Source organism: Paenibacillus sp. FSL H8-0079, assembly GCF_037991315.1.
Classification (GTDB): domain Bacteria; phylum Bacillota; class Bacilli; order Paenibacillales; family Paenibacillaceae; genus Paenibacillus.
In genome coordinates, this window is sequence record NZ_CP150300.1 from 3,208,461 (window position 1) to 3,234,796 (window position 26,336).

Consider the following 26,336-nt stretch of genomic DNA (forward strand, 5'->3'; position numbering starts at 1 on the left):
GATACCATTAACATCTCACTGGGACGTCTTGCTTTCACATGGGAAAAATACCTTCTACGAGAAGATAACGTTATTATTATGTCTCCTGGTATACTCCAATCCAAAAAGGCTGCACGTATATTGCGAAAGCGTGGGTTTAAATGTCTTTATGTGATGAAGTACAAGGTTGATGTGATTTCATGAAATATAGGAAATATTAATTATCGAAACTTTGATGCTTGCGCATGCATTGTAATATTTTACTTGATGAAAAGGGGAGTTTATTTTGATGACAGATTTGTTTAGTCCATATTCTTTTAAAGGTTTAGAGCTTAAAAACCGGGTGGTAATGGCTCCAATGTGTCAATATTCAGTTGAGCAAAAAGATGGTATAGCAACAGATTGGCACTATATGCACTACGTTAGTCGCGCTGTGGGAGGAACAGGTCTCATTATCATTGAAATGACAGATGTGGAGCCGGATGGCCGTATTTCAGACTTTGATCTTGGACTATGGTCGGATGAACAGATCCCAGCTCTGAAACGGATCGTCGATGCATGTCACAGTTATGGTGCCAAGGTCGGTATCCAGATTGCTCATGCAGGCCGTAAAGCAGAAGATGCCGAAGTACCAGTAGCTCCGTCCGCGATTGCCTTTGATGAGAATTCCAAGCAACCTAGAGCGCTCACTACGGATGAGGTTAAAGGAATGGTTGAAAAATTCCGGAGTGCTATAGCTCGTGCTGTAAAAGCGGGATTTGATGCGATTGAGATTCATGGTGCACATGGTTACTTAATTCATCAATTCCATTCTCCACTAACGAATAAGCGCGAAGACGAATACGGTCAAGATTTAACATTATTTGGTCGTCAGATTATTCAGGCTGCTAAGGCAGAGATGCCCGAAGATATGCCCTTGATGATGCGTATTTCAGCTAAAGAATATGTAGAAGGTGGCTATGGCATTAACGAAAGTTCCGAGTTTGCCAAAGCATATAAAGAGGCAGGCGTTGATGTATTTGACATCTCATCTGGTGGCGAGGGACCTATTGCTGCATGGGGCAGACCAGGAACTCACGCGGCATATCAAGTGCCTCTCGCTAAAGCAATCAAAGAGGCTCTTGATGTGCCCGTGATTGCGGTTGGAAGACTGGATGATCCTACGTTGGCGAATGCAGTCATCGGAAATGAAGAAGCCGATCTCGTTGCAGTCGGAAGAGGTCTGTTAAGAAATCCTTACTGGGCCTTGGAAGCTGCGTCTGCTTTGCGTAAGGCAACGGACGTTCCAAAACAATATACGACTGGTTTTTAATGTATTAACAATTTTATGTTAATGATTTAACGATCTTCATTAATACATGAATAAGAAAGGACTCCGACTGTCAAAACAGAAGGAGTCCTTTTTTGGGTTAAACTAGCCGAACTAAAGGAACGATATTAGCCAGTAACCAGTCAAGAGATGGTAGTCGGTTCATCGGCTCTGCCTCTTAAGCGTTTGATATCTTCTCTAGGCGGAAATCCGAACATGCGAGAATACTCACGACTGAATTGGGAAGGGCTCTCATAACCTACCTGAAATGCGACATCTGCTGCATCGGTGGACTTGGATAATAACAAGCGCCGAGCTTCTTGCAGCCTCAGTTGTTTTTGAAACTGAATCGGACTCATGGCAGTCACTTCTTTAAAGTGTCTGTGCAGCGAGGCAGTACTCATATTCGCCAAATCCGCCAGATCCTCAATCCGAAAATTTTGATCAGAGTGATTCACAATATATTCAATAACGTCTCTAATTCGATAGGTGTGGCTGCCCTCAATGGTAGCTTGCTCCAGGGCAATTCCATGGGGGCCCTTCAGAACTTTATAGAGAATTTCTTTTTTGAACAAAGGAGCGAGTAGTGGAATATCTTCTGAATGTTCTTCCAACAAACGGGCTAACCTGACGACCGCATCAAGCAGAGAAGGCTCAGCTTGGCTGACAAACATCGCACGTCTCGTCGTTTTCCGCGGTCTTGCTGGGAAATCAGAATGATTCAATACCTCCAGAATCTCACTAGATGTGAATTCAAGTTTCAGGGCCAGATAGGGAGCCTCAGACGTGGCTTGAATCACTTGTCCACTAACCGGCAAGTCAACGGTTGCCACGATATAACTTCCTGGGCCATATCGGAAACGATCCTGTCCCAGCAGGACCTCTTTCTGGCCCTGAACGATAATGCAGAAGGATGGTTCATTTACTCTAAATAATGGTTCAGTAACGACCGATTCACGGATTAGAAATAATGAGGGGATCGCAGTCGGGTGCACCCCGTCCTTGTCGGAATAACGGTCAATGCGTCTGGCTAATTCATCTTGATGTTCGTGTATTCGATCAGACATACGTAGTTCTCCTTTTTCGACACAACATTATAAATCACATTCTATCGTATATTGACCTAATGCGGTAGAATACGGATAGAAATAGGCAAACATTTGATGTGAATGGATAAGACATGCTGATTGCTGGCTGCATATTCACAAGTACACAGGTCATGATATACTACAAGTACAGAAGATATACATTTAAGGAGCAGCTAATACATGATCTGACGAGCACCCAAGGGAGCTGCTGCACATTTTATTTACTGATCGTTCCCGATGTGTTAGATTGATTTTGGGAGGGAAGTCGAATGGCTAGAAGTAAAGAGTTTGAAGTGAACGAAGTATTGGATAAAGCAATGAAGATCTTCTGGGAACAAGGCTACGAGAAGACGTCGATGAGTGACCTGGTTGAGCATATGGGAATTCATCGCAGAAGTATATATGATACGTTCGATGATAAGCATACGCTGTTTTTGCAGGCTATGGATCGGTATAATGGCAAGATCAACGCCACATTACTCGCAGAAATCAAAGCGTCCAAGACGGCAGTGGAAGCACTGCATAAAATTTTTGGAATTATGATCAGTGAAGCAGAAGATACGCCATCGGGTTGCTTGATCGTGAACTCTGCGGTGGAGCTGGGCGCACGTGACCAGGACGTGGATAACCGATCTCTTGATTCATTTAATGAAGCAGAACAGATGTTTGAGCAGATTATTGAATGGGGACAGCGGGATGGAGAGTTCTCCTCTGATCATGATGCGAAGGAAATGGCAGAGTACCTGCATAATACTTCTGTCGGTATAAGAGCCATGGCCAGAACTTCAATGGGTAAAGAAAAATTAAATCGAATTATCAATGTATCGATAAAACTTTTGGAGAAATGATGAGCAGAGACGTACCAAAAAAGTAGCTTGAAATCCGTTAGCGGACTTCAAGCTACTTTTTTTGTCTTAATTTCATAAAAATCATAAGCCATCAATTGGTGATGGCATTTTCAATCGGTTTAATTTTGTGAATCTCTTCGGTTCCGGCTTCCAAAGCAGTTTCGTAGTAAGAGCATTTGTGCTCAATGACTTCCATGGTTCTTCGTAGTTCCTCCATTTGTGCTTCCACAATAGCTTTTCGCTCCGTAAACATGTCATATCTTTGCTTCAGCGTGGAGTCCCCTTCAGAACACCATTCAATGAAGTCCTTAATGTCTTTGATGGGCATCCCGGTCAGTTTCAGACATTGAATGATCTTCAAAAAGTCAATGTCGGAGTCTTTGAACAAGCGTGTTCCGCTTGTGGTTCGTTCTACAAAAGGCATGAGTCCTTCCTTGTCGTAGTAACGCAATGTATATACCGTAAGGTCTAATTTTTTAGCAACTTCACCGATTGAATAGGTCATGTACAATGAATTCCTTTCTACTGGGGGTAGACTTCGAGTTAACTCTAGGATTGATCCGAGTGAATTCTACCATGCTGTATAACTGTATGTCAAAGTCATCGAAGATAAAAAAATAAGATAAACATTTGACCTAGAGTTAACTAGAGGGGGTAAGATTATTTTGAACTTTAAATTACTAGGAGGTTATCCCATTGATTATAGCTAAAGCCAGAGCCGTTGACGGACCAGACCAACAATTCAGAAGTGCTGAAATTAAACGACGTGATCTGGATACCAATGATGTATTAATCGAGATTAAATATGCGGGTATCTGCCATTCTGACATCCATACTGCCCACGGTGAATGGGGCCCTGTGAATTATCCACTCGTTCCTGGACACGAGATTGCCGGGATTGTAACCGATGTAGGAACTGGAGTCTCCAAATATAAGGTCGGTGACCGAGTAGGGGTCGGATGTATGGTGGACTCTTGTGGTGAATGTGTTAACTGCCGCAAAGGTGAAGAGCAATACTGTCTCAAAGGAAATATTCAAACTTACGCTGGAGTAGACAAATACGGTGAGCATACGCAAGGTGGATATTCAACTCATATTGTTGTCGTAGAGGATTTCGTCGTTCGCATCCCTGATAACATTGCACTTGATGCTGCTGCACCTTTGCTGTGTGCCGGTATTACGACGTATTCACCACTTCATCACTGGGGAGCTGGCCCAGGTAAGAAGGTTGCCGTTGTAGGTATGGGTGGTCTAGGTCATATGGCTGTCAAAATCGCACATGCGATGGGTGCGGAAGTAACGGTTCTCTCCCAATCCTTGAGCAAAAAAGAAGATGGACTGCAATTTGGTGCAGATCACTACTTTGCCACAAGCGAACCGGAAACATTCGAGAAACTTGCAGGCACATTTGATCTGATGATCAACACAGTAAGTGCGAATATTGATATTAACGCTTATTTCTCACTGCTCACACTTGATGGTACACTCGTGAACGTGGGTGCTCCTGCTGAGCCACTAGCCGTAAACGTATTTTCTCTTATCGGCCATCGCCGTTCATTCGCAGGTTCCATGATTGGTGGCATCCGTGAGACGCAGGAAATGCTCGATTTCTGTGCAGAACATGATATTGCGCCTAACATTGAGGTTATCTCCGCTGACCAGATTGACGAAGCTTACAAACGTGTATTGGCTTCCGACGTAAAATATCGCTTTGTTATCGATAACAGCACAATGTAATTGTGAAGTGTGATTATTGATAGTTATAGATAGAAGAAAGCAGCTGCCGCCAAGGTCAGCTGCTTTTCTGTTTGTAATTGAAGAGGTTCTACGACCCAACTTCTTATCGCAACGAACAGAAGATACTTGCGTCTAATAACTAGTTGGAAAAATATGAAAGGAGTGGAGTGAAAAAGATGACAGCATCATTTTCACATCAGCCTGAAGGGTACGAATGTCCATTTTGTCGGATTTGGGGTATCGAGCGACCTGATGAGGGAACAAAACAAAGGGATATCATCTATCAGAATGAAAACGTAACCGCATTTATAGCGGGCAAATGGTGGCCAAACAATAAAGGACATGTTCTTATAATTCCTAATCAACATTTCGAGAACATCTTTGAACTCCCAGCGGAGTACGCTGTTGAAATTCACCGCGCGGCTCAGCTCACAGCATTTGCAATGAAAAGTACATATGGATGCGATGGGATTTCGACGCGGCAACATAATGAACCTGCTGGTAATCAAGACGTGTGGCATTATCATCTGCATGTTTACCCCAGATACGTGAACGATCAACTTTATCTGACAAATGGTTCCCAGTCCGATCCAGATGAACGCTCGCTCTATGCGGATAAGTTGCGTTCTTGGATAAAGGAAAACATTTAAGGTATTCAGCCTGCCTTTTCGTTGAATTATCGGGCAGATTAGAGGTTTATGAATTTGATATTCATGATAGAATGAGATTGAATTGGGCAAAATAAGTAGTATATTTCATGTTATAGGGGGAACTAATGGAGACCTTTGCAGAATTTATAGCACGCATCGATAACCCGGAACACCAGGCACGAACGGAAGAAGTCTTGAACTGGATCACTGAAAAATTCCCGAATTTAAAGCAAAAAATAGCTTGGAATCAGCCGATGTTTACCGACCATGAGACCTTTATTATTGGCTTTAGTGTATCCAAGCAACACTTGGCTGTTGCTCCCGAGAAGGCAGGAATTATTCGTTTTTCAGAAGAGATCACGCAGGCGGGCTATGATCACACCAAAGAGTTGGTGCGGATGAAGTGGAAACAGGAGATTGATTTTTCGTTGCTAGAGAGAATGATTGAGTTCAATATAGCAGATAAGGCAGAGTGTTCAACGTTCTGGCGCAAATAAATCGCGATGAAAAAAAGAAGACCCCCAACTTCCGGATGCGGAAAGAGGAGGTCTTTTGTACTTTCAGCTCAGCGATTATTGAGCACCTACTACGGGGTGAGGTACATAAGGCTCTTCAAGGAATGTTACGTCTTCTGAGGTCAACTTAACGGAAAGAGCACCTACTGCATCTTCCAGATGTGATAATTTGGTGGCACCGATTATGGGAGACGCTACAGTGTCTTTTTGCAGTAACCAAGCAAGTGCAATGTGTGTACGAGGGACACCGTATTTTTCTGCGATGGATGCAACTCGCTCAACAACAAGTCGATCCGCATCGCTTGTCGCATTGTATTTGGATTTCTGAATTTGGTCTGTCTCGGATCGCAGTGTTGATACGGACCAGTCACGGGTTAACCTGCCTGAAGCAAGAGGACTGTAGGGAGTCACACCAATCTTTTCTTCCTTGCATAAAGGCAGCATTTCTCGTTCCTCTTCACGGTATATGAGATTCAAGTGGTTTTGCATGGAGACAAACTTGGTCCAACCATTTTTCTCTGCTACATGCAATGCTTTTTGGAACTGCCATGCAAACATGGCCGAAGCGCCAATATATCTCACTTTACCGGACTTCACCACATCATGTAAGGCTTCCATGGTTTCTTCAATAGGCGTATTGTAGTCCCAACGATGGATGATATACAGATCGACATAATCTGTTTCCAATCGTTTTAGGCTTTTATCAATCTCACTCAGGATGGCTTTTCTGGAAAGTCCAGAGCCGTTGGGGCCTTGATGCATTCGTCCGTGTATTTTGGTTGCAATGACAACCTCATCACGATTGGCATAATCCTTTAATGCCCGACCAAGGTATTCCTCACTTGTACCCAGAGAGTATACATTAGCTGTATCGAAGAAATTAATGCCTAAATCCAGCGCTTTTTTGATAACGGGGCGAGAGTCTTCTTCATTCAGTACCCATTCATGAACCCATTTACTGGCGTCCCCAAATCCCATACATCCCAGGCAAAATCGAGATACATCCAAGCCTGTATTACCAAGTTTTGTATATTCCATATCATATTCAAATCCTTTCTAATGTTTATTATTGCCACCTGTAGGGTGACCTATTTACACATTATTATGTCATAACGTATCAACTAACCTGTACCACATTTCTATCAAAGTTTTGCCTAATCCTATCACAATCTCTGAATCTGAATCAGTTGAATCCATTGAGGTTCTCATATTAAAAGGAACAAGCCACTCGTTTCTCCAATGGAGATTCAAATGGCTTGTTCATAAAATATTATTTAATCATTGTTTGATGAATCCAATCGCTTATTTTGGTTAATTTAAGATTGGCTTTGATGTTATGATCCAACTCTTCATACCGTGGAAGAAGATCTGTATGCCCATCAATCCATTGGTACAATCCTTTAAGACCTGCTGCTGTCTCACTTCCCAACAAAGGCTGAATCGCTGCTTCAAAATGATCAAAAGGTAGAGACATGAAGCTGATTTTTTCACCTAATACAGCACTGAATTGTTCCGCTAATTGTGCACCTGTCAGAGCTTCTAATCCGGGTGCTGGGATAATGCTTCCTGCCAATTCCGAATGAGTCAAGGCATAATAGTGGAATTGAGCTGCATCGTTTAAGCTAATCCAGGAGATCGGCTTGTCTGCTGGTACCGGGTAGGCCAAAACGCCATTGTTCAGTATTCCGGGAATCAGGAAGTTTTCCAAGTATACAATGGGTTCCACAATGATATATGGAAGACCACTTTGCTGCAATTCATGGATAACTTCACGTTTCAATTCAATTCCTTTGGAATGGGTGATAGGGTCAGGAACATAGGTACCCGTGTTAACTACAATTAATTTAACGTTTGCCTGTATAGCAGCATCAATTGCATTTTTGGTATATTGTCTGATCTTATCCGAATTGAACTCCACCGGCAGGTTCAGGAATACTTTACTTACACCTTCATGCGCCGTATGGAGCTGTTCCACATCTGATAGATCCCCGATGAAAGCTTCAATGTTTTGTTCCTTTAGTGTTTTGGCTGTTGCCTCATTTCGAGTAATCGTTCGAACCTCACAACCGTGTTGAACGAGTAATTGAGCGACAGCGCCGCCTTGGGAGCCCGATGCTCCATATACTAAAAACCGATCATTCTGTGTCATAGTGGTCAATAACTTCCTTTCAATATGTGATTGGAATGGATGAGTTAACACTCAGCATTGACCTCAGCATAACGGATTAAGAATAGGAGCGTAAGTACGCACATTAATGATATAAAGTATCCCTTGAGATACTATGGGAAGGCGTTTTACATATGTTTCGATCCCCAATCACCTAGCTGAAACAAGATCGAAGTCAGGCTTTGTCCTTTTTCTGTAAGGGAATATTCGACTTTAGGCGGAACTACAGGGTGGGTAACACGGTTTATCAAACCAGCTTCTTCAAGTTCTCGTAATTGCCTGGTTAACGTGCGATGCGTAATGGGGTCAAGCATTTTCTGCAATTCATTGAATCGAATTGTTGAATGGCGGATGAGTCGGTTTATAATTAATAGCTTCCATTTTCCACCAATCATATTTACTGCAAATTCAACCGGACAGCGGTCCTCCACAGGTTCTATATTCACGGTTATGTATCCCTCCTAGCAAGCATCAACTCATGTTTCATGTTTCGTTCATTTTATCGAATTTATAAAGGGGTGTATAGCTTACAGCGCATTCAGGGTATGAAACATGCTTAGGACACAAAAAAAGATGCCCCCAGTGTAGCTCGAGGGACACCTTATATAATATAAATTATTGTTCAACTCAGACAGAGAAAAAAAACATTGAACGTGAAAAAAAGCCATGATATAATCTATAGCGCAATTGACGTTTCGATTAAATATAAAGGATGAATCATTATTTCTCCTAATTTAATTTTACATCCGATATTCCGATTTGTCAATGCTCTTTTTTGGGTCCTAATAAATGGAAAAGGGAGTGGACTTATTCATGGTTAAAACAAACGAATGGAAGTTGGAAGAGGAAAGACTGGTGCAGGTGAGGAACAAACTTCAGGCACGACTCGACGAGCTGGAGCCAAAGGTTGCCGGACTGCATGAACAGGCCGCCGAAATTCGTAAACGGTTCTGGGAAGAAGTGACGATTAACACGGGTTCGTACACGGATTTTGAAGATGCATTCTATACCATTAATCAGCAATCCAGAGTGTTGGCCGAGAGGGAGCGCGGGCACAAGCTGTTAACACAACAATGGAAAAATACAAAGAGACTGCTTCCAACGCCGTATTTTGGTCGTTTTGACTATAGGGAAAAAGGCATGACATTTACTGAACAGATCTACATTGGCGTATCATCTTTCATGGATGAGGATGGATTGAACTTTCTAATCTATGACTGGAGAACACCAATTGCGAGTCTGTACTATGATCATTCTCCCGGGCCAGCAGGTTATGACACACCTTCAGGACGAATCGAGGGCAAGATGGAGCTCAAGCGTCAATTCCAGATTCATAACGGGCAGCTTCTTAGCATGTTTGATGCAAATGAGACGATTGGTGACGAATTGTTGCAGCAAGTGCTCGCCAAGGGTGCAGACTCACAAATGAAGAGCATTGTAGCAACCATCCAAAAGGAACAAAATGCGATTATCCGTGATGACCGAAGCCGAATGCTTATTGTTCAGGGGGCAGCTGGCAGTGGCAAGACATCGGCTGCGTTACAGCGAGTCGCCTACTTACTGTACAAACACCGCCAGACCGTCAAAGCAGATCAGATTGTGCTTTTCTCGCCGAATCCGATGTTTACCAGTTACATCTCGACCGTACTTCCGGAACTTGGTGAAGAGAACATGCAGCAGACGACTTTTCAGGAATATCTGAACTATTGGTTGGATTCTACCTTACGACCAGAGGATGCCTTTGATCAGATTGAATATGTGCTGACAGCCCAAGAAGATCCGGATTATGAAGCTCGTCAGGAGGCGATCAAGTACAAAGCCTCTGAGTCATTCCTGCAGGTGCTCCAAAACTACGGCACGTGGCTGGGGCGGGAGGGCATGCGGTTCAACGGCATTCAATTTCGGGGACGTGAATTCATCACTGCGGACCGAATCAAGACCCAGTTTTACAGTTTGGATCAAAATCTTACATTGTCCAACCGTATTCTTCTTCTGCAGGAATGGTTGCTTAGAGAACTCGTGAGGCTGGAACGTCTGGAGCGGGAAGCAGACTGGGTTCAAGAGGAGTTAAATTATCTGGACACAGATGAGTATGTGGAAGCTTTCGGCATGCTGCACAAGGAAAAGGCGGTATTCGATGTGGCGGAAAAATATGCAGCTCGTGAGAACGGGAATAACAGGGCAGGGCAAGATGAGGGTGCCTTTGACTTTGCAGAGCGGGAAGAGGAACTTCTTCGTCAGAAACTGGTGAAAGGCATGTTCAAACCGTTAAGAAAGAGTGTGCGTAAATTTCAGTTCGTGGATGTGAAAGGCATATATGAACAATTATTTGCAGATGAAGCCGCTTTTCGGGAACGTACGAATGGGTCAATCCCACCACAGCATTGGCCTGAGATTTGTAAACAGACCAAGGCAATGATCCTTCAGAACAAGCTGTTTCATGAGGATGCTACTCCTTATTTATATGTAAAAGAGATGATCGAAGGCGTGCGGACGAACACGGAGATTCGTTATGTCTTCGTGGATGAAGGCCAGGATTATTCGGCGTTTCAATATGAATATCTCAAGAAACTGTTTCCTCGTGCCCGCATGACAGTGCTGGGGGATTTCGGGCAAGCGATCTTTATGCAGGCTACGGATTTAGCAGCATCCAACTCGCCTCTGGTTAACCTTTATGGAGAAGCCGAAACTACATTAATACGCCTGGTACGCAGTTATCGTTCAACCAGAGAGATCGTTGAATTCACGAGATGCATGCTACCAGGGGGAGAAGAGATCAGGCCATTTGAAAGGGGAGATCAGAAGCCTCTTTTAACAAGACTGAAGGACGATAAGATGCGTGGTTCGCAGATTCTCGCAGACATCGCCTCGCTCAAGGCTGAGGGGTTCGATTCTATCGCTGTGATTACGAAGACCGCGGCTGAAAGCCGTGACGCCTATGAAAGGTTACGAAGTCAAGGTGGCGAAGGGCTACAGCTCATAACAAAGGACACACAGATTTTTGAAAAAGGAATCATGGTTATTCCTGTGTACCTCGCCAAAGGCGTTGAGTTCGATGCTGTCCTGGTCTATGATGCATCACCAGAAGCTTACAGCCAGGAATATGATCGCAAGCTTCTGTATACGGCATGCACACGGGCCATGCACCGACTTCATCTATATACCACTAGCGAGTGGTCGCCTTATGTGCAGGCGTTGCCTGCGAATCTGTATGACACATATGAACACGAGTAATCGTGAAGCGTTAGACGTTGTTGTAGAATTTTATTGTAGAACAGAGAAAGAAATGAGAATGAAAAAGACCCGCCGATTAAGGTGGGTCTTTAAGTCTATCTTTAAGCATTTATAAAGTGCTTAAGAATTCCCTCGGATTCCTCTAAACGCATCAGAGTTATGCGATAATATAAGGTTTATCCTTTAACTGCACCGGCAGTAAGGCCGCTGACGATATATTTTTGCCCGAACAGATACAGGATAAATACAGGCAGCGAAGTGAGCACGAGATTGGCGAAGATCAGATTCCAGTCCCTACTATATTTGCCGTAAAAATTGTAGATCGATAGTGGCATCGTCCAGGTGGAACTGTCGGTCAGGAAGTACACCGGAATCGTGATGTCATTCCAGACGGACATGAACACCATGATCGCTACCGTTGCGTTAACGGGCAGGATGAGCGGTGTGACGATACGGAAGAACACCCCGAACACACTTGCTCCTTCCAGAAATGCTACTTCGTCCAGCGCTCTCGGAATGGTTTTGATGAATCCACTATACAAGAATACACTGAAGGCCGTATTCAGCGCGGCGTAGATCAGGATGACACTTGTGATGCTGCCGTAGAATCCTAAACCCTGTACGACCCGTATGGTCGTAATAATCGACATTGGCGCAATCAGTCCCATGAAGAAATACATGTAGATCGTGCCGGATAGTTTGGTTTCGCGACGTGCCAGAATAAATGCCGCTGCCGAAGAGGCAACGATATTAATGATGGACGATACGCCAGTAATCAAAATGCTGTTGAAGAATGCTCGCGACAGACCGCCTTCCTGGAAGACACGAACATAGTTCGAGAACTGCCATGTTTCAGGGAAACTCAAGGAGAAGCTGAGCACTTCGGCGCTAGTTTTGAATGAACCAAAGATCAGAATGACAAGCGGTAACAGTACGACAAGGGAGGCCAGAATCAGGAAACCTTCCACGATATAGTTGCGAATGGCGAGTTTGCGTGTATAGCCCATGTTATTCCGTAACCTCCTTACGCCGCATGAAGATCAATAGCGGTATAGCAATAATGGTAACGACCACGAACAGAAGGGTATTGACCGCGGTACCGAGTCCCCAGTTGCCTTCGCCGAAAGATCGCAGAATGATCGTACCCACGACCTGGGAAGCGTTACCCGGGCCACCACCGGTCATGACATATACTTCGGAGAATACTTTGAGTCCACCGATCAAGGTTAGCATGAGGTTAATGTTAATGGCGGGCAGCAAGAGAGGCAGTGTGATTTTGAAAAAACTTCTCCACGAGCTTGCGCCATCAATCTTGGCTGCTTCGTAATATTCTTGAGAAATGGACTGCAGACCAGCCAGATAGATGGCCATCTGGAACCCGGCGCTCTGCCAGATCGAGACAATGGCAATTGTCCAGATGACAATCGATGGGTTGGTAAGCCAAGCTTGGCTTAATGAATGCAACCCAACTGACTCCAACAAATTGTTAATCGTACCTTCGGTACGCAACATGGGAGTGAACAGAATGCTGATCACAAGTATGCTGAGAATGGAAGGGGAGTAGAAGATCGCACGCAGCAGGTTCTTCGTTCTTAATCGCATGTTAAGTCCTACCGCCAGCAATAGACCGATAACGTTTTTGCCAACTACAGTGACGATCGCAAATATCGCCGTGTTTTGCAATGCCAGTATAAGCGTTTTGTCTGAGAAAATTTTCTTGAAGTTATCCCACCCGATGAACTTCAGCTCCAGTCGGTCCAATCGCCAATCCGTGAATGAGTAATAGAAAGCGGCGAGAGCAGGCACGACGAAAAAGATGGAGTAGATAATCAGTGCGGGAAATATCATGTAATACGAATACAAATTTTTAGTCCTTTTCATGTCTCACACTCCGTTATAGCTAGGCAGCATAACGATCGTCCATGTTATGCTGCCATGTATTTCACTCTTTAGAAACCGGCTACACCTTTATCCTGCATCAGCTGACTGAACTTCTCATCCCACGATTTCAGGACTTCTTCCGGTGACAAACCACCTGCAAATTGATCTTGTAACAACCGGTACAGTTCGCTGCGGTCGACCAGCATGAATGCATCCGTTGTTAGTACCGTTTTCTTCGGCGTAATATAGTTGTCTACAATATCCTGCTTGTAAGCTGGCAATTCCGGTGTTGTGACGTCACTGAAATTGGATACGTACCCTTTTGAGTCCACGATCTGTTGTGCAACTTCCTTGGAAGCGATGTAGTCTAGGAATTGTTTAGCTTCTTCCAAATGTTTGGACTTCTTCGGAATGAACAGTTGTCCGCCGAGTGGACTTGCACCCAGACTGGCATTGTCTGCCGATGGAATCGGGAATACGCCCAGTTCCATGCTTGGATCTTGCTCAGCCACGCCTTCAATCAACCAATCGCCCATAAACATCATGGCAACTTCCTTGTTCAGGAATTTACCTACGGCCATGTCGTAGCTGTCACTAAGCACATCGGTGTTGGTGTACCCTTTGGTGTACACTTCATACTGTTGTTCCAGGAATGTTTTGAATTCCGGAATGTCGGACCATTTTTTCTTGTTGCTGTTCAAGTCATCGAAAAACGTTGGTTCATTCTTGGCTACAAAATCGGCAAAAGCCGCTGCAGGCCAGATGTTGGCAGCCCAAGCATCTTTGTAAGGCATGAATACGGGTGTAATGCCACTCGCTTTAATTTTTTCACAGATCGCCAGGAATTCTTCGTAGTTCGTTGGAAGAGACAATCCGAGTTCTTCAAAGATTTGTTTGTTATAAACGACCCCTTGCATCCCGGTATCTTGGCTGACATGGAAACTGTAGAGGTGTCCACCAGAAGAGAGGACGTCTTTGTTCACAATTCTGCTCGCCCAAGGCTCGTTATCCAGAATCTCGAAATTACGTTCAAGGTTCAGGTCCGTAACTGCGCTCGCCAGATTGTACTGAATAATGTCAGGTGTTTCATCTACAGCCAGTTTGGTTTGAAGTACCGTCGTCGTTTGTTCCGCTGGAATCAGCTGCAAATTAACGCGAATGTTCGTTTGTTTTTCGAATGCATCGAGAATGTCTTGCTGAATGAATGCAGAGTCCTGAGAACTTTTAGAGATCGCCAGCTCCAGTGTGACTTTGCCACCCTTACTGTCCCCGCCAGCAGCTGTACCGGAATCCGTACCTCCTGATCCACAAGCGGTTAACGAGATGGATAATAAACTGGCCAGAATAATGGAAATCGCCTTTTTTCTTTTTATTGTTTTCAATGCAAATCCCCCTCTAAAACGTTTAGTGAATCCGTTTACAAGTCCGATTATAGATTCTTTTGTCTCCCCGGTACATGTCTGTGCTTGAACGTTGATGTGTAAAATTCTGAACTTGAAATCGCTATCATTTCACGGAGTACCGTGATAGAGTAGACATGAATGTAAGGGATTTCACATCATGTCGGAACAGGAGGGGACCTCTGAGAATGGCGAAGCTCATACATAAGGCAACTCAATTCAGTTTGCAGACGAAGGTGTTTTTGACGTTTTTGGCTCTGCTTTTGTTCGTGTTGGGCTGTTTTATCGTGTATGTAAATGTGATTGTTATTCGCCCGCTCAAACTGAAAACGGAGCAGGATACGCTTGTGACTGCTATAAAGGTGAGAGAGCAGGTTGATCTATACGTAGAACAACAGAACCAAATGTCACAGCGAATATTGTCCAGCAAGAATATTTTTGCAGCCATGGACAAGAGCTCCTCAGCTCATAGTAACTATGAAAGACTGAAGCAAATTAGGATCATCAAGGACATCATGTTTCAGGCGATCGGGCCCAGTATGAATATCATGGACATGTCCATCTATGACAAGCAAGGCGTTCTCCTGACGTCATATCTGGGTTCGGGCAATCCTCCGGCGATTTTGAACACGATGATGGAGAGTAGCCAGATCGGGCGGGATTGGACGGAAAGCGGTTTTGTCTTGCTGCGCCAAGTTGATACCATCTCCTTTGTCCGGACGATCAATGATCAGAACGGTAAGGTGTACGGTTATCTTAGCATTCAGATGGAACAGGCCTATATACAGAATCTTACGGAAGGCATTACTGCTGGAGATGTCTATATTCTGAATGAACAAGGGGAGCAAATGACAGGTTCGGATGCGGGGGTGACATTTGCCAATTGGTCGAAGCCTGCATCAGATGAGGGACTGGATATAGACAAAGACGATAATTATATCACGCATTCCACATCACCCAGTACAGGTTGGATCACGTACATCATAACACCCAAAAAATCCGTGCTGGGCTCGATCCATTCGGTTCAGACGATGTCCATCCTGCTGATTACGGCACTGATGCTGGTTTCGTTTGTGTATATCTTCCTGTCGACGCGTAACCTGCTGTTGCCTATCCGCAAGCTACGCAGCCAGATCTGGCGCATGAACTATAGCAATATGAATCTGAAAGTGGATGAAACGCCGAAGAATAATGATCTGTTATTGCTGAATGAAGCCTTTCAGGATCTGATGGAGCGGCTGCAGCAATCCATTGATCGTGAAAAATCGGCATTTCATGAAGAAGTAAAAGCGCGTAATTCGGCGCTGCAAGCCCAGATTGCTCCTCATTTTATTCATAACGTTCTATATCTGATCAGTATTGCTGCGCAAGAGGGGAAGACCAAAGTCGTATCGGATATGTGTAAACATCTCTCGGACAGTCTGCGTTATATTGTCTCTTCACCATACGCACATGTGACCTTGGCTGAGGAGCTTCAACATACGAGACATTATTTGTCTCTTGTACAACAAAAGTACGAAGAGGATCTGGAGTGGGACATTTGTGCGGACGAGTTAGCTAACGAAATCCGGTTGCCACGGTTGGTCATTCAGCCGTTTGTGGAAAACTGCATCGAACATGCCTTTGCGAACACCGCGCCGCCTTGGCGGATCCGGATTACCGTGAAGCAATATAACGGATTATGGGCGTTGGAGATCAAGGATAACGGGGAAGGCTTTCCTCCGGATAAGATTCAGGAGATTTTAGCCAATATTCAGACATCGGGAACCGGAATGAACCAGACTGCCGATCGTGCCACAGCCCTTGGTAACATGGGGATTATCAACAGTGTCAATCGACTCAAACTAATGTATAACAACCGGCTCTTTATTAATATATTTAATAATCATATGGAAGAGGAACATGGAGCAACGATTCAGATCATCGGCTCACTGACGAAGGATTTTTATTAGCAAGGAGGCATAGGCGATGTATAACGTTATGATCGTTGAGGATAGCAAACCGATATTACGTAATATTAAAATGCTCTTGGAAACACTCAACTTTCCGATTCGTGTAGCGGCTACGGCAACCAATGGAGAGGAAGCTTTGGCAGCGATCAAACAGGAACCGATTGATCTGCTGTTGACGGATATTCGAATGCCGAAAATGGATGGCTTATCCCTGATAGAGCAAGCCAAGCTTGCCAACCCAGAGTTGAAGGTCATTCTGATTAGCGGTTATAGCGATTTTGAATACACAAGAAAAGCGTTGAACCTGAAAGTATTTGACTATTTGCTAAAACCTGTGGAGCGAGAGGCACTGGAAGAGGTCATGGGTCGGGTAATTGACCAACTGGATCAACAGATGTCCAAGGACCTGCTGGATTTACAGGAAATCATTCATCCCCAATGTGAAACTGTACTGAAACAATGGGAGGCGTTTCCGCCTTTATTCAGCCAGATGATGATCATTATGAACAAACAGCCCTTCACCGCAGGACATGAACGATGGGTGCAGGTGGAGCTTGAGAGTATAATGCAGGATTTTTTTACATCCCATGCATGTCGCGTATACACAAGTCAAACTCCATATCAATTTGTCGCTTTCGTCAACAAGAGTGCACTCGACTTGTACTCTTCCGTACATGAATGTCTTGAATCGTTGCGTCGGCATCTGCTTGCACATGACTATGATGGGATAATTGGAGGACAATTGCTGTACGCTGAGTCTGGTAATCTGCCAGAACTCTATCACCGCATGTCGTCCATTGTGTCTGGACAGCAACGGTTGAAACAAGGATTAGCGCTGGATACCGGGAATCCGGTGTCGATGGCCAGATCCGAGACAGGCTGTCTGGATTCGGTGCTGGAATCTGCTTTTGTACAGATGATACAGGCTCGTCAGAAAGAACGATTTACGCTCAAGCTATCCGAATTGCTAAATCGATGGGCGGAGGAAAATGTACATATGACCGAGGTGGAGCGGTTTATCGGATTGATTGTAGACACGTTCGCTCATCTGTACGAGGAACAGGGATCGGGCATGAGATTAGGTCTGGAGCTTCGGGCAAGACAATTCGCTCAGGCACATTCCTACGATAATTTTTGCCGGGAACTGACGGAATGGACGGGACAGTGCTTCGATATGCTGCAATCCCACGTTCGAAAAAGTAAGGCGATCCTGTTCGAGCAGATTGACGATTATGTAAAACTGAATAAATACTCTCCGTTGTCGATCAACGACATTGCCATGAAATTTCACGTTAGCCCGTCGTATGTCAGCAGAGTGATCAAGAATGCAACGCAAATTACGTTTGTTCAGTATTACACTCAGCTTCGCATTCAGGAAGCCTGCAGACTGATGGAATGCCAACCGGACATGAAGTTTAAGGAAGTATCCGATCTGCTATCGTTCAGTGATCAGCACTATTTCTCGAAGGTGTTCAAGGAATATACGGGGCTAAGTCCTACGGAATATAAACAACAGATGTCTGGTAGTAAGACCCAATCATAGCTAACAAACCCTTTTTATCTATGGTATAATACAAAACAAATACGGCTTGTTACTGAATTCATTCAGGCAATACCTATGTATGTACATGCTCAACGTTTCTTTGAGTGTGTGTATATATGGGTTTTTTTGCGTTTACTTGCTGATTGACTCTACCAAAATGAATAAAGAGAGGGCGATTCATTTGAAAAAGGCAAAGAAAGAAAGTTCATTTTTGAAGAAAGGAGGAACCGTTTTACGTTTGATGAGCACCAGACTAATTGTAGCTTTCCTTGCGGTACTTATCATCCCAACTGCACTTATCGGATATTTTTCATATGATAGTGCCAAGGATCAAGTACAACAAAAAATGACAGATCCCATCAATACCATTTTAACCATGACAGGGCAGCACATTAACAATCTGGTGGGGGAAAAAGCAGCATTATTGAATTATATCGACAGCATGTATGGAAACACCCCTAGCCAGCCCAACAACGAAGCGGTACAAGTAGGAATCGATCAATTATCTGATACATATCCTGATATTCTGGCCATAACTGTGGGCAACGACCAAGGTGATGTTATATCATCTCCAGCAATAGAGGATGCAACATTCGATCCGCGCAGCACAGAATGGTATGTCAATGTTGAAAATAACAATGGATCACTCTATTTTTCGAGTATTATGAAAGATTCGGAATCCGGGAAGATTTATGTAGAGATTTCAAAAGCTCTGTCGAATGAACAAGGTGTAGCAAGTATTAAACTTGATCTGGAGCGATTAGCAAATGAAATATCGAATGTGGATGTAGGAGGCAATGGAAGTCTGATTGTGGTGGACTCTAATCGAACCATTGCGGCTTGGTCCGGTGCCATTGTAAAAGGTGGGGGAGGAGAGCTCGGCGGAGCACTCATCGAGGGAATTCCAGTCCATCCGAATACAGCTTCAAGTTCCGATGAACCGATGGCATTCTTCCAATTTGTTAGAACGGATCTGGCGTATGATTTGGAGGTTTATAACGGTGTTAATGCTTTGACCGGTTGGAATGTCATTGCTTTGATGGGGCATGAAGACTTTATCGCCGCAGCGAAACCTATTATGGTATCGAGTCTAACCGTCATTGCTATATCTGTATTGATTGCAGCAGTAATCATATTCTTTATTCTGCGATCTTTTATCGTACCTATGCAAAAACTGCGAAAGGCCACCCGCAGCGTAAGCGAAGGGAACCTGTCTGAACGAGTGAATCTTAAAACAGAAAACGAATTTGGTATATTGGCAAATGATTTTGATCAAATGACCAGTTCTCTTCAATCGGTGGTCGCTGAACTTCATCAGACATCATCATTGTTAAGCCATTCTTCACAAATGATTCAGGAGAGTACAGAACAAACGACTCAATCGGTTCAACATGTCGCTGAAACCATGCAACAGACTGCCGAATCATCTATCATTGGGGCTGAGAATTCGGAACAGACAGCAAATGCAGTTGAAGAGATGGCCAGAGGCATCAGTACAATCGCAGAATCTGCGAGTGCGATTGTGGATTCGGCTGAAGAGACGGAGCGCGCTGTCGCTAACGGTGGCAAAACCATAAACCAGGTTGGAGCACAAATGGAACATATTCTCGAAGCTGTTGAAGAAACCTCGGCACTGATTAACGAGCTATCCAGTCTATCAGCCGAAGCCAATCGAATGAATGAAGCGATTGCGGATATCTCTCGGCAAACCAATCTTCTGTCACTGAATGCTTCTATTGAAGCATCAAGAGCAGGAGAACACGGAAAAGGGTTTGCTGTTGTTGCAGGTGAGGTACGCACGTTATCCATGCAATCCAAACAAAGCGCGGATGAGATTGGCGCAACCATTGGTAAAATGCTCGAGCTGATTGCGAAATCAACGTCCCTTATGAATGATAAAGTTCGTAATCAAGTTGGTGAGGGAATGCGGATCAGCCAAGAAGCTTCTGCAACCATCTCCAACATTGAACAATATACAACGCATATCGTGGATCAAATTCAGGATATTTCCGCTGTCTCCGAACAGTTGTCAGCTAGTACGGAAGAAGTCTCGGCTACCGTTGCCGCGATGAGTCATATCTCTAAAGTGTCGGCTGACAGTGCTCAGACGACTTCAGCAGCAGCCCAAGAGCAAATGGCGGCGATGGAGGAGATATCGGCATCATCTGCACAGTTATCCAAAACAGCTGAGAACATGCAAGAATTGGTTCGCCGGTTTAAGCTTTAGAGAGTAGATGTATGTAAGTGTGTAAGAAAACGTGTAACGCCAAGGCGCTCCCAAACGGAGCGCTTTTTTGCGCTTAGAGAGATTAGTAAGAATGTGACGTCTCATCCCCGAACATATCCTTTTGATTCTTTTTTCGGAAACTTCGCGGTGATTCACCGACGGTTTTAGTAAATAGAATCGTAAAGTAATTGGGGTTATCGTAACCGACCAGTTTGGCAATTTCCCATATTTTTTTGTTAGTTGAGACCAATAATCGGGTCGCTTCACCCATTCTTCGTTGAATCAGATAGTGATAAGGTGAGGTGCCATAGTGATTTTTGTACATATGAATTAAGTAATAAAAATCGATATGAAATTGATCTGCCAATTCCTTGAGTTTAATGTTTTGCCGATAGTTGGTATCCAAGTAGTCCTTAATACTCTCAGCAAGAGAGTTGCTCTGTACACTCTCTCCATCAGGAAGCTGCTGACGGGACTGCCGATCAATGATCATAAGTATAGCTTTCAACACATGCCCAGAGATCGACTCGTATCCATATTCCCGAATTGAAAATTCATTGAAGAGAGTCTGCATTAACGAATGGAGCTCATCGGAATATCGGTTGGCTCGAATGATCGGCTCGTTAGAGGGAGGAATGACCCAATCCTCAAGGGTGTGGGTACCTTCTGTAAAACGAAACCCACAATAAAAGGTGGATAATGGGGATTCAGGATTGGACTTCTCCTCGTGAAGGGTACCCTTGTTATAAATGAGCATATCGCCTTTTTGAGCCCAGTGTTTGGTGCCGTCAATGGTGAACAATCCTTTGCCTTCAGTTACGTAGATAATCTCGTGCAGATCGTCATGTTTGTGAGTCGGAAAGCTCCAATGGGGATTGTCGGCCAGCTTTCCTACATAAATAATGGTGCAATCTCGATTTGCATGCAGTTGGCCGGATTCGTGGTGTGTATTCATCTATGTCTTCCCTTCAAATTCTGTAATGAAAGTCTGTGCTGAAATGACAACATATATAATGTTTTGCAATAAAACCACAACAACCTTGATTGTCGTCATGGCAATCTGACAGTACAATTTCACTATCCAAAATGTACTATATATCGAAAGTGGAGGGATGGGAAAGCAGAAAATACATGAATTAATGATGGTAGACAGAATTGAAGCGCTTGCAACAATAGAAAGGATTAGTGAGTATTGATTTATGACTAGAAATAGAGAGAACCTACTTATTTTAACGCTTACGCTCGTTAGCTTTGTATTAGGAACAACTGAGTATGTCATCGTGGGTGTGTTGAAGGAAATTGAAAGTTACATGAAAGTATCACTTGCTGCAGCGGGCATGCTTGTCTCCGGTTTTGCGATTGCATACGCAGTGGGTACACCATTTGCCGTGGCCTTCTTAGCCAAAATATCCAGAAGAAGTTCCATATTGATTGGATTTGGGATCGTATTAGCATTAAATCTGTTGACCGTGTTCTCAACAACGTTCTATTCTCTGATGGCCATTCGCATCGTTTCGGCCGTTGCTTGTGGACTTACGATATCGCTTTCGATCTCGATCGTAAGCGACGCAGTGAACCGGGAGCGAAGAGGGGAAGCCATCGCCTGGATTCTGGGCGGATTTTCAATCGCGAATGTACTGGGTGTGCCGCTCGGTACATTTATCGGACAACATCTGAGTTGGTCCATGACTTTCGTTGTTACAGCATGCATTGGTGTTGTGCCGTTGGTATTTATGTTTCGTATTTTGCCACGCCGAACAACAACGATCGCTGGTTCGTTCAGTGACCAGATGTCTCTCTTTTTAAAACCGCGAATATTGCTGGCCTGTCTAATCCCGGTACTGGGAAACAGCTGTATTTTCGTCGTTTTTACGTACATTACGCCACTTCTAAGTGAGACAATGGGTGTGCCTGTACAATGGATTAGTGCCATACTCCTGATCTATGGTGCCTGTAGCATCCTGAGTAACTGGATTGGTGCCAAAATAGCCAAGGGAGACTTCCTACCCAAGCTCAAACGGCTTTTCGTCATCCAAGCGATCCTCTTCCTGGGCATGAGTTTTGCCGTTTCCAATCTGTGGGTCGGCTTGGCATTTCTGTTCCTGATTGGCAGTGTGTCATCTTCCATGAGCGCGGCATCCCAGCTATATTTGTTTGATGTGTCTGGAGCGATCGCGCCGGGGTCCAAAGCATTCGCATCTACACTCCTGCCCGTGGCAGCCAACGTGGGTATAGCGCTAGGCTCTGGTGTCGGCGGGATTGCCGTCAATATGGGTGGTGTACACTGGGTGCCTCCAGTGGCTGTAATACTTGCCTTGTTGGCTTTTGTCATTACCCAAATATGCCAGCGTTCCATCCAATTGAATTCAGACGAAGCAACCATTGTAAAAGCAGCCTAGATAAGATGATTTTCAGACAAATCGATGAATGCATATACATGGTATTTGAACGACAAACAAAGTCGCTGTTATAGCGGCTTTGTTTGTTTTTGGTTTTCCAGCACTCCGGATGTAACGGGTCCGCAGATTATAAAGGTAGGAAAATGCAATAATTCAGTGAATTTGTATATGAAGAGTTCTGATAAAATGAATGAAAAGATAGGAGGGGAACCCATGAAAAAGCCGATGATCGGTGTTCTGCCTTTGTACGATACAGACAAACAAAGTTACTGGATGCTTCCGAATTATATGAACGCCATAGAGGAAGCCGGTGGGATCCCAATTATGCTGCCTTTGACAACGGATATTGAGATCATAGCAACTCTGGCTGATGAGTTCGATGGGTTCCTGTTCACAGGGGGACATGATCTCAATCCTGAGCTCTATCATGAGCATGCAGAGGTTGCTTGTGGGGAGTTGTGTATTGAACGCGATATTATGGAGTCGAATCTGTTACAAAAAGTGATTGAGCTTGATAAGCCTGCCTTTGGCATCTGCCGTGGACTGCAGCTATTTAACGTTATTATGGGTGGGACGTTGTATCAAGATATTCCAACCAGCCTTCAACTTCAAGTGAACAAGATTGTTACTCACAAGCAAAGTCCGCCCTATACGAATCTTGTACATAATGTACATATTGAGCAAAATAATCTGTTATACGATATCTTGCAAACCGATACGATACAAGTAAACAGCTATCACCATCAAGGCATCAAGATGTTATCGGATAAGTTAACTGCCGTGGCAGTCGCTGAAGATGGACTCGTTGAATCCGTGGTAATGCCGAACCGCTCGTTTGTTTTGGCTGTGCAGTGGCATCCAGAGTACAGCTACAAAGTAGATGACTATAGTCAGAAGTTATTTGCGGCGTTTGTTAATGCTGCTAAATCCCCACGCTATAATATCCATATTGAAGACATAACCGCATAAGAAAGATTTGGACAGAAAAAAAGACCTCCTGTTTATAAAAACAGAGGAGGTCTTTGTATTGGTGAATATAGTCGTAATAGTAATCATGGTATTCCCACTCTATTGGCAGGATTATTTTGATCCAGACTTGGTGTTGGCATGCTCTTCAGCATGAAGGGAAGCAATCAGCTTCTCGCCTTCAACATCCAGGTTCGGCAGAATGCGATCCAGCCATTTCGGAAGTGCCCAAGCTTTGTCTCCGAAAATAGCCATGATGGCAGGGACCAAGCCCATGCGGATGATGAAAGCATCAATCAGAATACCTACCGCCAAGGTGAAACCAATCTGCTTGATCATGACATCATCGGTGAAGATGAATCCTGCGAATACAGAGACCATGATCACCGCTGCGGCAACGACCACACGACTTACCTGGTTGTACCCATGAACGACGGATTCGGTTCCGCGTTGACCATGAACATAAGATTCCCGCATGGAACTAACCAGGAAGACCTGATAGTCCATCGCGAGGCCGTACAGGATACCTGTCACGATAATCGGCATAAAGCTCAGCAGCGGGCCACCGGTATCGAAACCAAAGAGCGAATGCAACCAGCCCCATTGGAATACAGCAGTCGTGATTCCGAATGTAGCCAGGATACTAAGCAGGAAACCAATCGTTGCTTTGATAGGAACGATGATCGAACGGAATACGAGTAACAGGATGATCAGTGACAACAGGATGATAATGCCTACATAAATTGGGAACACCTGCGCCAGTTTGGCGGACATATCGATGTTAACAGCTGTAAGTCCAGTAACCCCAAGCTTCACATCATAGGTCTGTGCGATACCGGAATCAGCCGAGCGCAGATCAGTGACCAGTGTTTTAGTGAGAGCATCGTTAGGACCCGTTTTTGGAATGAGACTAAAGATAGCCAAATCTTCTGTCATCCCAAGCGGTGTAACCTGTGCAACGTTGTTTTGACCTTGAAGCTCCATCACCAGACCACCCAAGAGTTCAGGGGTAACTTTTGCGGAAGATTGATTAGGCTCTGCGACCAGAATAAGTGGTCCGTTGAATCCTTCTCCGAAACCTTCCGAGATGGCATCATAGCTCTGTCTTGCGTCCGTATCGAGATTCGCTGAGGAAGCACCAGGGATACCCATTTCCATTTTCGCGATCGGTGTCGCCGCAAAACCAAGAATGACGATGATGGCGATAATGGTAGCCCAACGATTCTTGATAACGAATTTCACCCATTTATCCGCGACTCCGTTGCTAGCGGCTTTAGGCTGTTTCGCGCTCTTTTCACGAGCTTTGGCGGAACAGATGCGTTCTCCTACCAATCCCAGTAAAGCTGGCAGCAGGGTTAAAGCAACGAATACGTTAATGAGCACGGTGGCAGCTGCGACCAAAGCCATCGTAGACAAGAATGTAAGACCGATGACAAGCATACCGCACAGTGCAATAATGACGGTTAATCCGGCAAAAAATACTGCACTGCCCGATGTGCCAATGGCTCTTGCTGTTGCTTCTTTTGCACTCAAGCCTTGATCAATAATCATTCGACGCTGGCGATTGACAATGAAGAGCGCATAGTCGATTCCGACAGCCAATCCAACCATGAGAGCCAGTACGGAAGTGACACTAGGCATTTCAATGAATTTGGAGATTGAGAACGCACCACCAACTCCAATAGCAACACCGAGTAGTGCTGTGATCAGAGGCAGACCTGCTGCAACGACTGATCCAAGAGTGATCAGCAATACAATGACAGCAATGACCAGTCCGACAATCTCTGCCGAGCCGACTCCAATCGATACGGTTTTGAGTGTTTCGCCAGGCAACACCGTAATATTAGTTCCTTGCTCTACTGTCATAACGGACTGAATAACGGAATCAAATACATCTTGCGTGATGGCAGACTGTTCAATTGTAAATTGGAACTGGAACAGTGCAATACTGCCGTCCGAAGAGATCAGCATGCCAGGTACAGGAACGCCATCCACCATCAAAGGTCCATAAGGAGGGGGCGTGGTTGTTGCGGATTGCGCCATATCAGTAGCCTGAGCATTCTGAGCCATTTCCGCGGTAGCTCCCGAATTACCCGCTTCAGCTGCGTAGTCCGCAGGGTTAATGACTTTGTCTAATCCGTAAACTTCATTAATACCTTTCATCATGGCTGCCAAACGTTCAGGCGTATCCAACCGCTCGTTGTCTGGTGCTTTGAAGACAACACTTCCTTGACCGCCGGAGGCGGCTGGCAGTTCTTTTGCCAATTGATCCAGAACCTTCTGTGACTCTGTGCCTTCAATCTTCATTTCAGAACTGATGTGAATACCATTGATGCTGATCATGGAGATGACAATTCCCAGAATTAAAACCCAGCCAATGATGAAGGTTACAGGTTTGCTAAAAGCGGTTTTCCCCACTCTGTATAATAATGTAGACATTT

The 26,336-nt window shown here is 44.5% G+C and carries 21 protein-coding genes; 11 read left to right on the top strand and 10 right to left on the bottom strand.

Annotation, left to right across the window (positions count from 1 at the left end):
- Nucleotides 1-268 precede the first annotated feature (268 nt).
- The gene (locus MHI06_RS14355) at nucleotides 269-1,291 is read left to right on the top strand and encodes an NADH:flavin oxidoreductase/NADH oxidase (RefSeq protein WP_340401932.1); all 1,023 of its coding nucleotides are present in this window, start codon (nucleotides 269-271) and stop codon (nucleotides 1,289-1,291) included.
- 140 nt (nucleotides 1,292-1,431) lie between these two features.
- Here the strand turns inward: MHI06_RS14355 and MHI06_RS14360 are convergent, their stop codons facing one another.
- Complete coding sequence (locus tag MHI06_RS14360; protein ID WP_340401933.1) at nucleotides 1,432-2,355, bottom strand: AraC family transcriptional regulator; 924 nt, start codon at nucleotides 2,353-2,355, stop codon at nucleotides 1,432-1,434.
- A gap of 290 nt (nucleotides 2,356-2,645) precedes the next feature.
- Here MHI06_RS14360 and MHI06_RS14365 point away from each other — a divergent pair, with 290 nt between their 5' ends.
- Nucleotides 2,646-3,224 carry a TetR/AcrR family transcriptional regulator gene (locus MHI06_RS14365; RefSeq protein WP_340401934.1) on the top strand — a complete coding sequence of 193 codons (579 nt, stop codon included), beginning with the start codon at nucleotides 2,646-2,648 and terminating at the stop codon, nucleotides 3,222-3,224.
- A gap of 91 nt (nucleotides 3,225-3,315) precedes the next feature.
- Here MHI06_RS14365 and MHI06_RS14370 read toward each other — a convergent pair whose 3' ends face one another.
- A complete protein-coding gene (locus MHI06_RS14370) occupies nucleotides 3,316-3,729 on the bottom strand; it encodes a MerR family transcriptional regulator (protein ID WP_062834354.1) in 414 nt (137 codons plus the stop codon).
- Between the two features lie 191 nt (nucleotides 3,730-3,920).
- Between MHI06_RS14370 and MHI06_RS14375 the strand changes: the two genes are divergently transcribed.
- The 3 genes from MHI06_RS14375 to MHI06_RS14385 all read left to right on the top strand — a co-directional run bounded on the left by MHI06_RS14375 (nucleotide 3,921) and on the right by MHI06_RS14385 (nucleotide 6,108).
- Entirely contained in the window at nucleotides 3,921-4,961 is a 1,041-nt protein-coding gene (locus tag MHI06_RS14375; protein ID WP_340401935.1) for an NAD(P)-dependent alcohol dehydrogenase, read from the top strand.
- Between the two features lie 176 nt (nucleotides 4,962-5,137).
- Entirely contained in the window at nucleotides 5,138-5,611 is a 474-nt protein-coding gene (locus MHI06_RS14380) for an HIT family protein (protein WP_340401936.1), read from the top strand.
- A gap of 125 nt (nucleotides 5,612-5,736) precedes the next feature.
- Complete coding sequence (locus MHI06_RS14385) at nucleotides 5,737-6,108, top strand: iron chaperone (protein WP_264926087.1); 372 nt, start codon at nucleotides 5,737-5,739, stop codon at nucleotides 6,106-6,108.
- 75 nt (nucleotides 6,109-6,183) lie between these two features.
- Here MHI06_RS14385 and MHI06_RS14390 read toward each other — a convergent pair whose 3' ends face one another.
- The 3 genes from MHI06_RS14390 to MHI06_RS14400 all read right to left on the bottom strand — a co-directional run bounded on the left by MHI06_RS14390 (nucleotide 6,184) and on the right by MHI06_RS14400 (nucleotide 8,688).
- Complete coding sequence (locus tag MHI06_RS14390) at nucleotides 6,184-7,164, bottom strand: aldo/keto reductase (protein WP_340401937.1); 981 nt, start codon at nucleotides 7,162-7,164, stop codon at nucleotides 6,184-6,186.
- A gap of 232 nt (nucleotides 7,165-7,396) precedes the next feature.
- Nucleotides 7,397-8,275 carry an NmrA family NAD(P)-binding protein gene (locus MHI06_RS14395; RefSeq protein ID WP_340401938.1) on the bottom strand — a complete coding sequence of 293 codons (879 nt, stop codon included), beginning with the start codon at nucleotides 8,273-8,275 and terminating at the stop codon, nucleotides 7,397-7,399.
- A gap of 146 nt (nucleotides 8,276-8,421) precedes the next feature.
- Nucleotides 8,422-8,688: a helix-turn-helix domain-containing protein gene (locus MHI06_RS14400; protein WP_181151155.1), complete on the bottom strand. Its 267-nt coding sequence runs from the start codon at nucleotides 8,686-8,688 to the stop codon at nucleotides 8,422-8,424.
- Nucleotides 8,689-9,106: 418 nt separating this feature from the next.
- On the opposite strand from MHI06_RS14400, the gene helD reads away from it, so the two are divergent.
- The gene (gene helD / locus MHI06_RS14405) at nucleotides 9,107-11,527 is read left to right on the top strand and encodes an RNA polymerase recycling motor HelD (RefSeq protein ID WP_340401939.1); all 2,421 of its coding nucleotides are present in this window, start codon (nucleotides 9,107-9,109) and stop codon (nucleotides 11,525-11,527) included.
- Nucleotides 11,528-11,703: 176 nt separating this feature from the next.
- On the opposite strand, the gene MHI06_RS14410 is transcribed toward helD, so the two are convergent.
- The 3 genes from MHI06_RS14410 to MHI06_RS14420 all read right to left on the bottom strand — a co-directional run bounded on the left by MHI06_RS14410 (nucleotide 11,704) and on the right by MHI06_RS14420 (nucleotide 14,790).
- Nucleotides 11,704-12,534 carry a carbohydrate ABC transporter permease gene (locus tag MHI06_RS14410; protein WP_340401940.1) on the bottom strand — a complete coding sequence of 277 codons (831 nt, stop codon included), beginning with the start codon at nucleotides 12,532-12,534 and terminating at the stop codon, nucleotides 11,704-11,706.
- 1 nt (nucleotide 12,535) lies between these two features.
- Nucleotides 12,536-13,408 carry a sugar ABC transporter permease gene (locus tag MHI06_RS14415; protein ID WP_169479481.1) on the bottom strand — a complete coding sequence of 291 codons (873 nt, stop codon included), beginning with the start codon at nucleotides 13,406-13,408 and terminating at the stop codon, nucleotides 12,536-12,538.
- A 68-nt stretch (nucleotides 13,409-13,476) separates the two neighbouring features.
- Nucleotides 13,477-14,790, bottom strand: a complete 1,314-nt coding sequence (locus tag MHI06_RS14420) for an ABC transporter substrate-binding protein (RefSeq protein ID WP_340401941.1) — start codon at nucleotides 14,788-14,790, stop codon at nucleotides 13,477-13,479.
- Between the two features lie 206 nt (nucleotides 14,791-14,996).
- Between MHI06_RS14420 and MHI06_RS14425 the strand changes: the two genes are divergently transcribed.
- From MHI06_RS14425 to MHI06_RS14435, 3 genes are all read left to right on the top strand, one after another.
- Nucleotides 14,997-16,760: a histidine kinase gene (locus MHI06_RS14425; RefSeq protein WP_340401942.1), complete on the top strand. Its 1,764-nt coding sequence runs from the start codon at nucleotides 14,997-14,999 to the stop codon at nucleotides 16,758-16,760.
- Between the two features lie 16 nt (nucleotides 16,761-16,776).
- Complete coding sequence (locus tag MHI06_RS14430; protein WP_340401943.1) at nucleotides 16,777-18,303, top strand: response regulator; 1,527 nt, start codon at nucleotides 16,777-16,779, stop codon at nucleotides 18,301-18,303.
- 241 nt (nucleotides 18,304-18,544) lie between these two features.
- Nucleotides 18,545-20,530 carry a methyl-accepting chemotaxis protein gene (locus MHI06_RS14435; RefSeq protein WP_340402117.1) on the top strand — a complete coding sequence of 662 codons (1,986 nt, stop codon included), beginning with the start codon at nucleotides 18,545-18,547 and terminating at the stop codon, nucleotides 20,528-20,530.
- An 82-nt stretch (nucleotides 20,531-20,612) separates the two neighbouring features.
- Here the strand turns inward: MHI06_RS14435 and MHI06_RS14440 are convergent, their stop codons facing one another.
- Complete coding sequence (locus MHI06_RS14440) at nucleotides 20,613-21,485, bottom strand: AraC family transcriptional regulator (RefSeq protein WP_340401944.1); 873 nt, start codon at nucleotides 21,483-21,485, stop codon at nucleotides 20,613-20,615.
- Nucleotides 21,486-21,729: 244 nt separating this feature from the next.
- Between MHI06_RS14440 and MHI06_RS14445 the strand changes: the two genes are divergently transcribed.
- Together MHI06_RS14445 and MHI06_RS14450 are read left to right on the top strand one after the other, a co-directional pair.
- A complete protein-coding gene (locus tag MHI06_RS14445; RefSeq protein WP_340401945.1) occupies nucleotides 21,730-22,929 on the top strand; it encodes an MFS transporter in 1,200 nt (399 codons plus the stop codon).
- A gap of 213 nt (nucleotides 22,930-23,142) precedes the next feature.
- Nucleotides 23,143-23,898: a gamma-glutamyl-gamma-aminobutyrate hydrolase family protein gene (locus MHI06_RS14450; protein WP_340401946.1), complete on the top strand. Its 756-nt coding sequence runs from the start codon at nucleotides 23,143-23,145 to the stop codon at nucleotides 23,896-23,898.
- 111 nt (nucleotides 23,899-24,009) lie between these two features.
- On the opposite strand, the gene MHI06_RS14455 is transcribed toward MHI06_RS14450, so the two are convergent.
- Nucleotides 24,010-26,334 carry an MMPL family transporter gene (locus MHI06_RS14455; RefSeq protein WP_340401947.1) on the bottom strand — a complete coding sequence of 775 codons (2,325 nt, stop codon included), beginning with the start codon at nucleotides 26,332-26,334 and terminating at the stop codon, nucleotides 24,010-24,012.
- Nucleotides 26,335-26,336 lie beyond the last annotated feature (2 nt).

Bases quoted from the DNA above. Each gene is read 5' to 3' on its own strand.
- MHI06_RS14355 (WP_340401932.1), top strand. From the start codon at position 269: ATGACAGATTTGTTTAGTCCATATTCTTTTAAAGGTTTAGAGCTTAAA.
- MHI06_RS14360 (WP_340401933.1), bottom strand. From the start codon at position 2,355: ATGTCTGATCGAATACACGAACATCAAGATGAATTAGCCAGACGCATT.
- MHI06_RS14365 (WP_340401934.1), top strand. From the start codon at position 2,646: ATGGCTAGAAGTAAAGAGTTTGAAGTGAACGAAGTATTGGATAAAGCA.
- MHI06_RS14370 (WP_062834354.1), bottom strand. From the start codon at position 3,729: ATGACCTATTCAATCGGTGAAGTTGCTAAAAAATTAGACCTTACGGTA.
- MHI06_RS14380 (WP_340401936.1), top strand. From the start codon at position 5,138: ATGACAGCATCATTTTCACATCAGCCTGAAGGGTACGAATGTCCATTT.
- MHI06_RS14385 (WP_264926087.1), top strand. From the start codon at position 5,737: ATGGAGACCTTTGCAGAATTTATAGCACGCATCGATAACCCGGAACAC.
- MHI06_RS14390 (WP_340401937.1), bottom strand. From the start codon at position 7,164: ATGGAATATACAAAACTTGGTAATACAGGCTTGGATGTATCTCGATTT.
- MHI06_RS14395 (WP_340401938.1), bottom strand. From the start codon at position 8,275: ATGACACAGAATGATCGGTTTTTAGTATATGGAGCATCGGGCTCCCAA.
- MHI06_RS14400 (WP_181151155.1), bottom strand. From the start codon at position 8,688: ATGATTGGTGGAAAATGGAAGCTATTAATTATAAACCGACTCATCCGC.
- helD (WP_340401939.1), top strand. From the start codon at position 9,107: ATGGTTAAAACAAACGAATGGAAGTTGGAAGAGGAAAGACTGGTGCAG.
- MHI06_RS14410 (WP_340401940.1), bottom strand. From the start codon at position 12,534: ATGGGCTATACACGCAAACTCGCCATTCGCAACTATATCGTGGAAGGT.
- MHI06_RS14415 (WP_169479481.1), bottom strand. From the start codon at position 13,408: ATGAAAAGGACTAAAAATTTGTATTCGTATTACATGATATTTCCCGCA.
- MHI06_RS14425 (WP_340401942.1), top strand. From the start codon at position 14,997: ATGGCGAAGCTCATACATAAGGCAACTCAATTCAGTTTGCAGACGAAG.
- MHI06_RS14430 (WP_340401943.1), top strand. From the start codon at position 16,777: ATGTATAACGTTATGATCGTTGAGGATAGCAAACCGATATTACGTAAT.
- MHI06_RS14435 (WP_340402117.1), top strand. From the start codon at position 18,545: ATGAGCACCAGACTAATTGTAGCTTTCCTTGCGGTACTTATCATCCCA.
- MHI06_RS14440 (WP_340401944.1), bottom strand. From the start codon at position 21,485: ATGAATACACACCACGAATCCGGCCAACTGCATGCAAATCGAGATTGC.
- MHI06_RS14445 (WP_340401945.1), top strand. From the start codon at position 21,730: ATGACTAGAAATAGAGAGAACCTACTTATTTTAACGCTTACGCTCGTT.
- MHI06_RS14450 (WP_340401946.1), top strand. From the start codon at position 23,143: ATGAAAAAGCCGATGATCGGTGTTCTGCCTTTGTACGATACAGACAAA.
- MHI06_RS14455 (WP_340401947.1), bottom strand. From the start codon at position 26,334: ATGTCTACATTATTATACAGAGTGGGGAAAACCGCTTTTAGCAAACCT.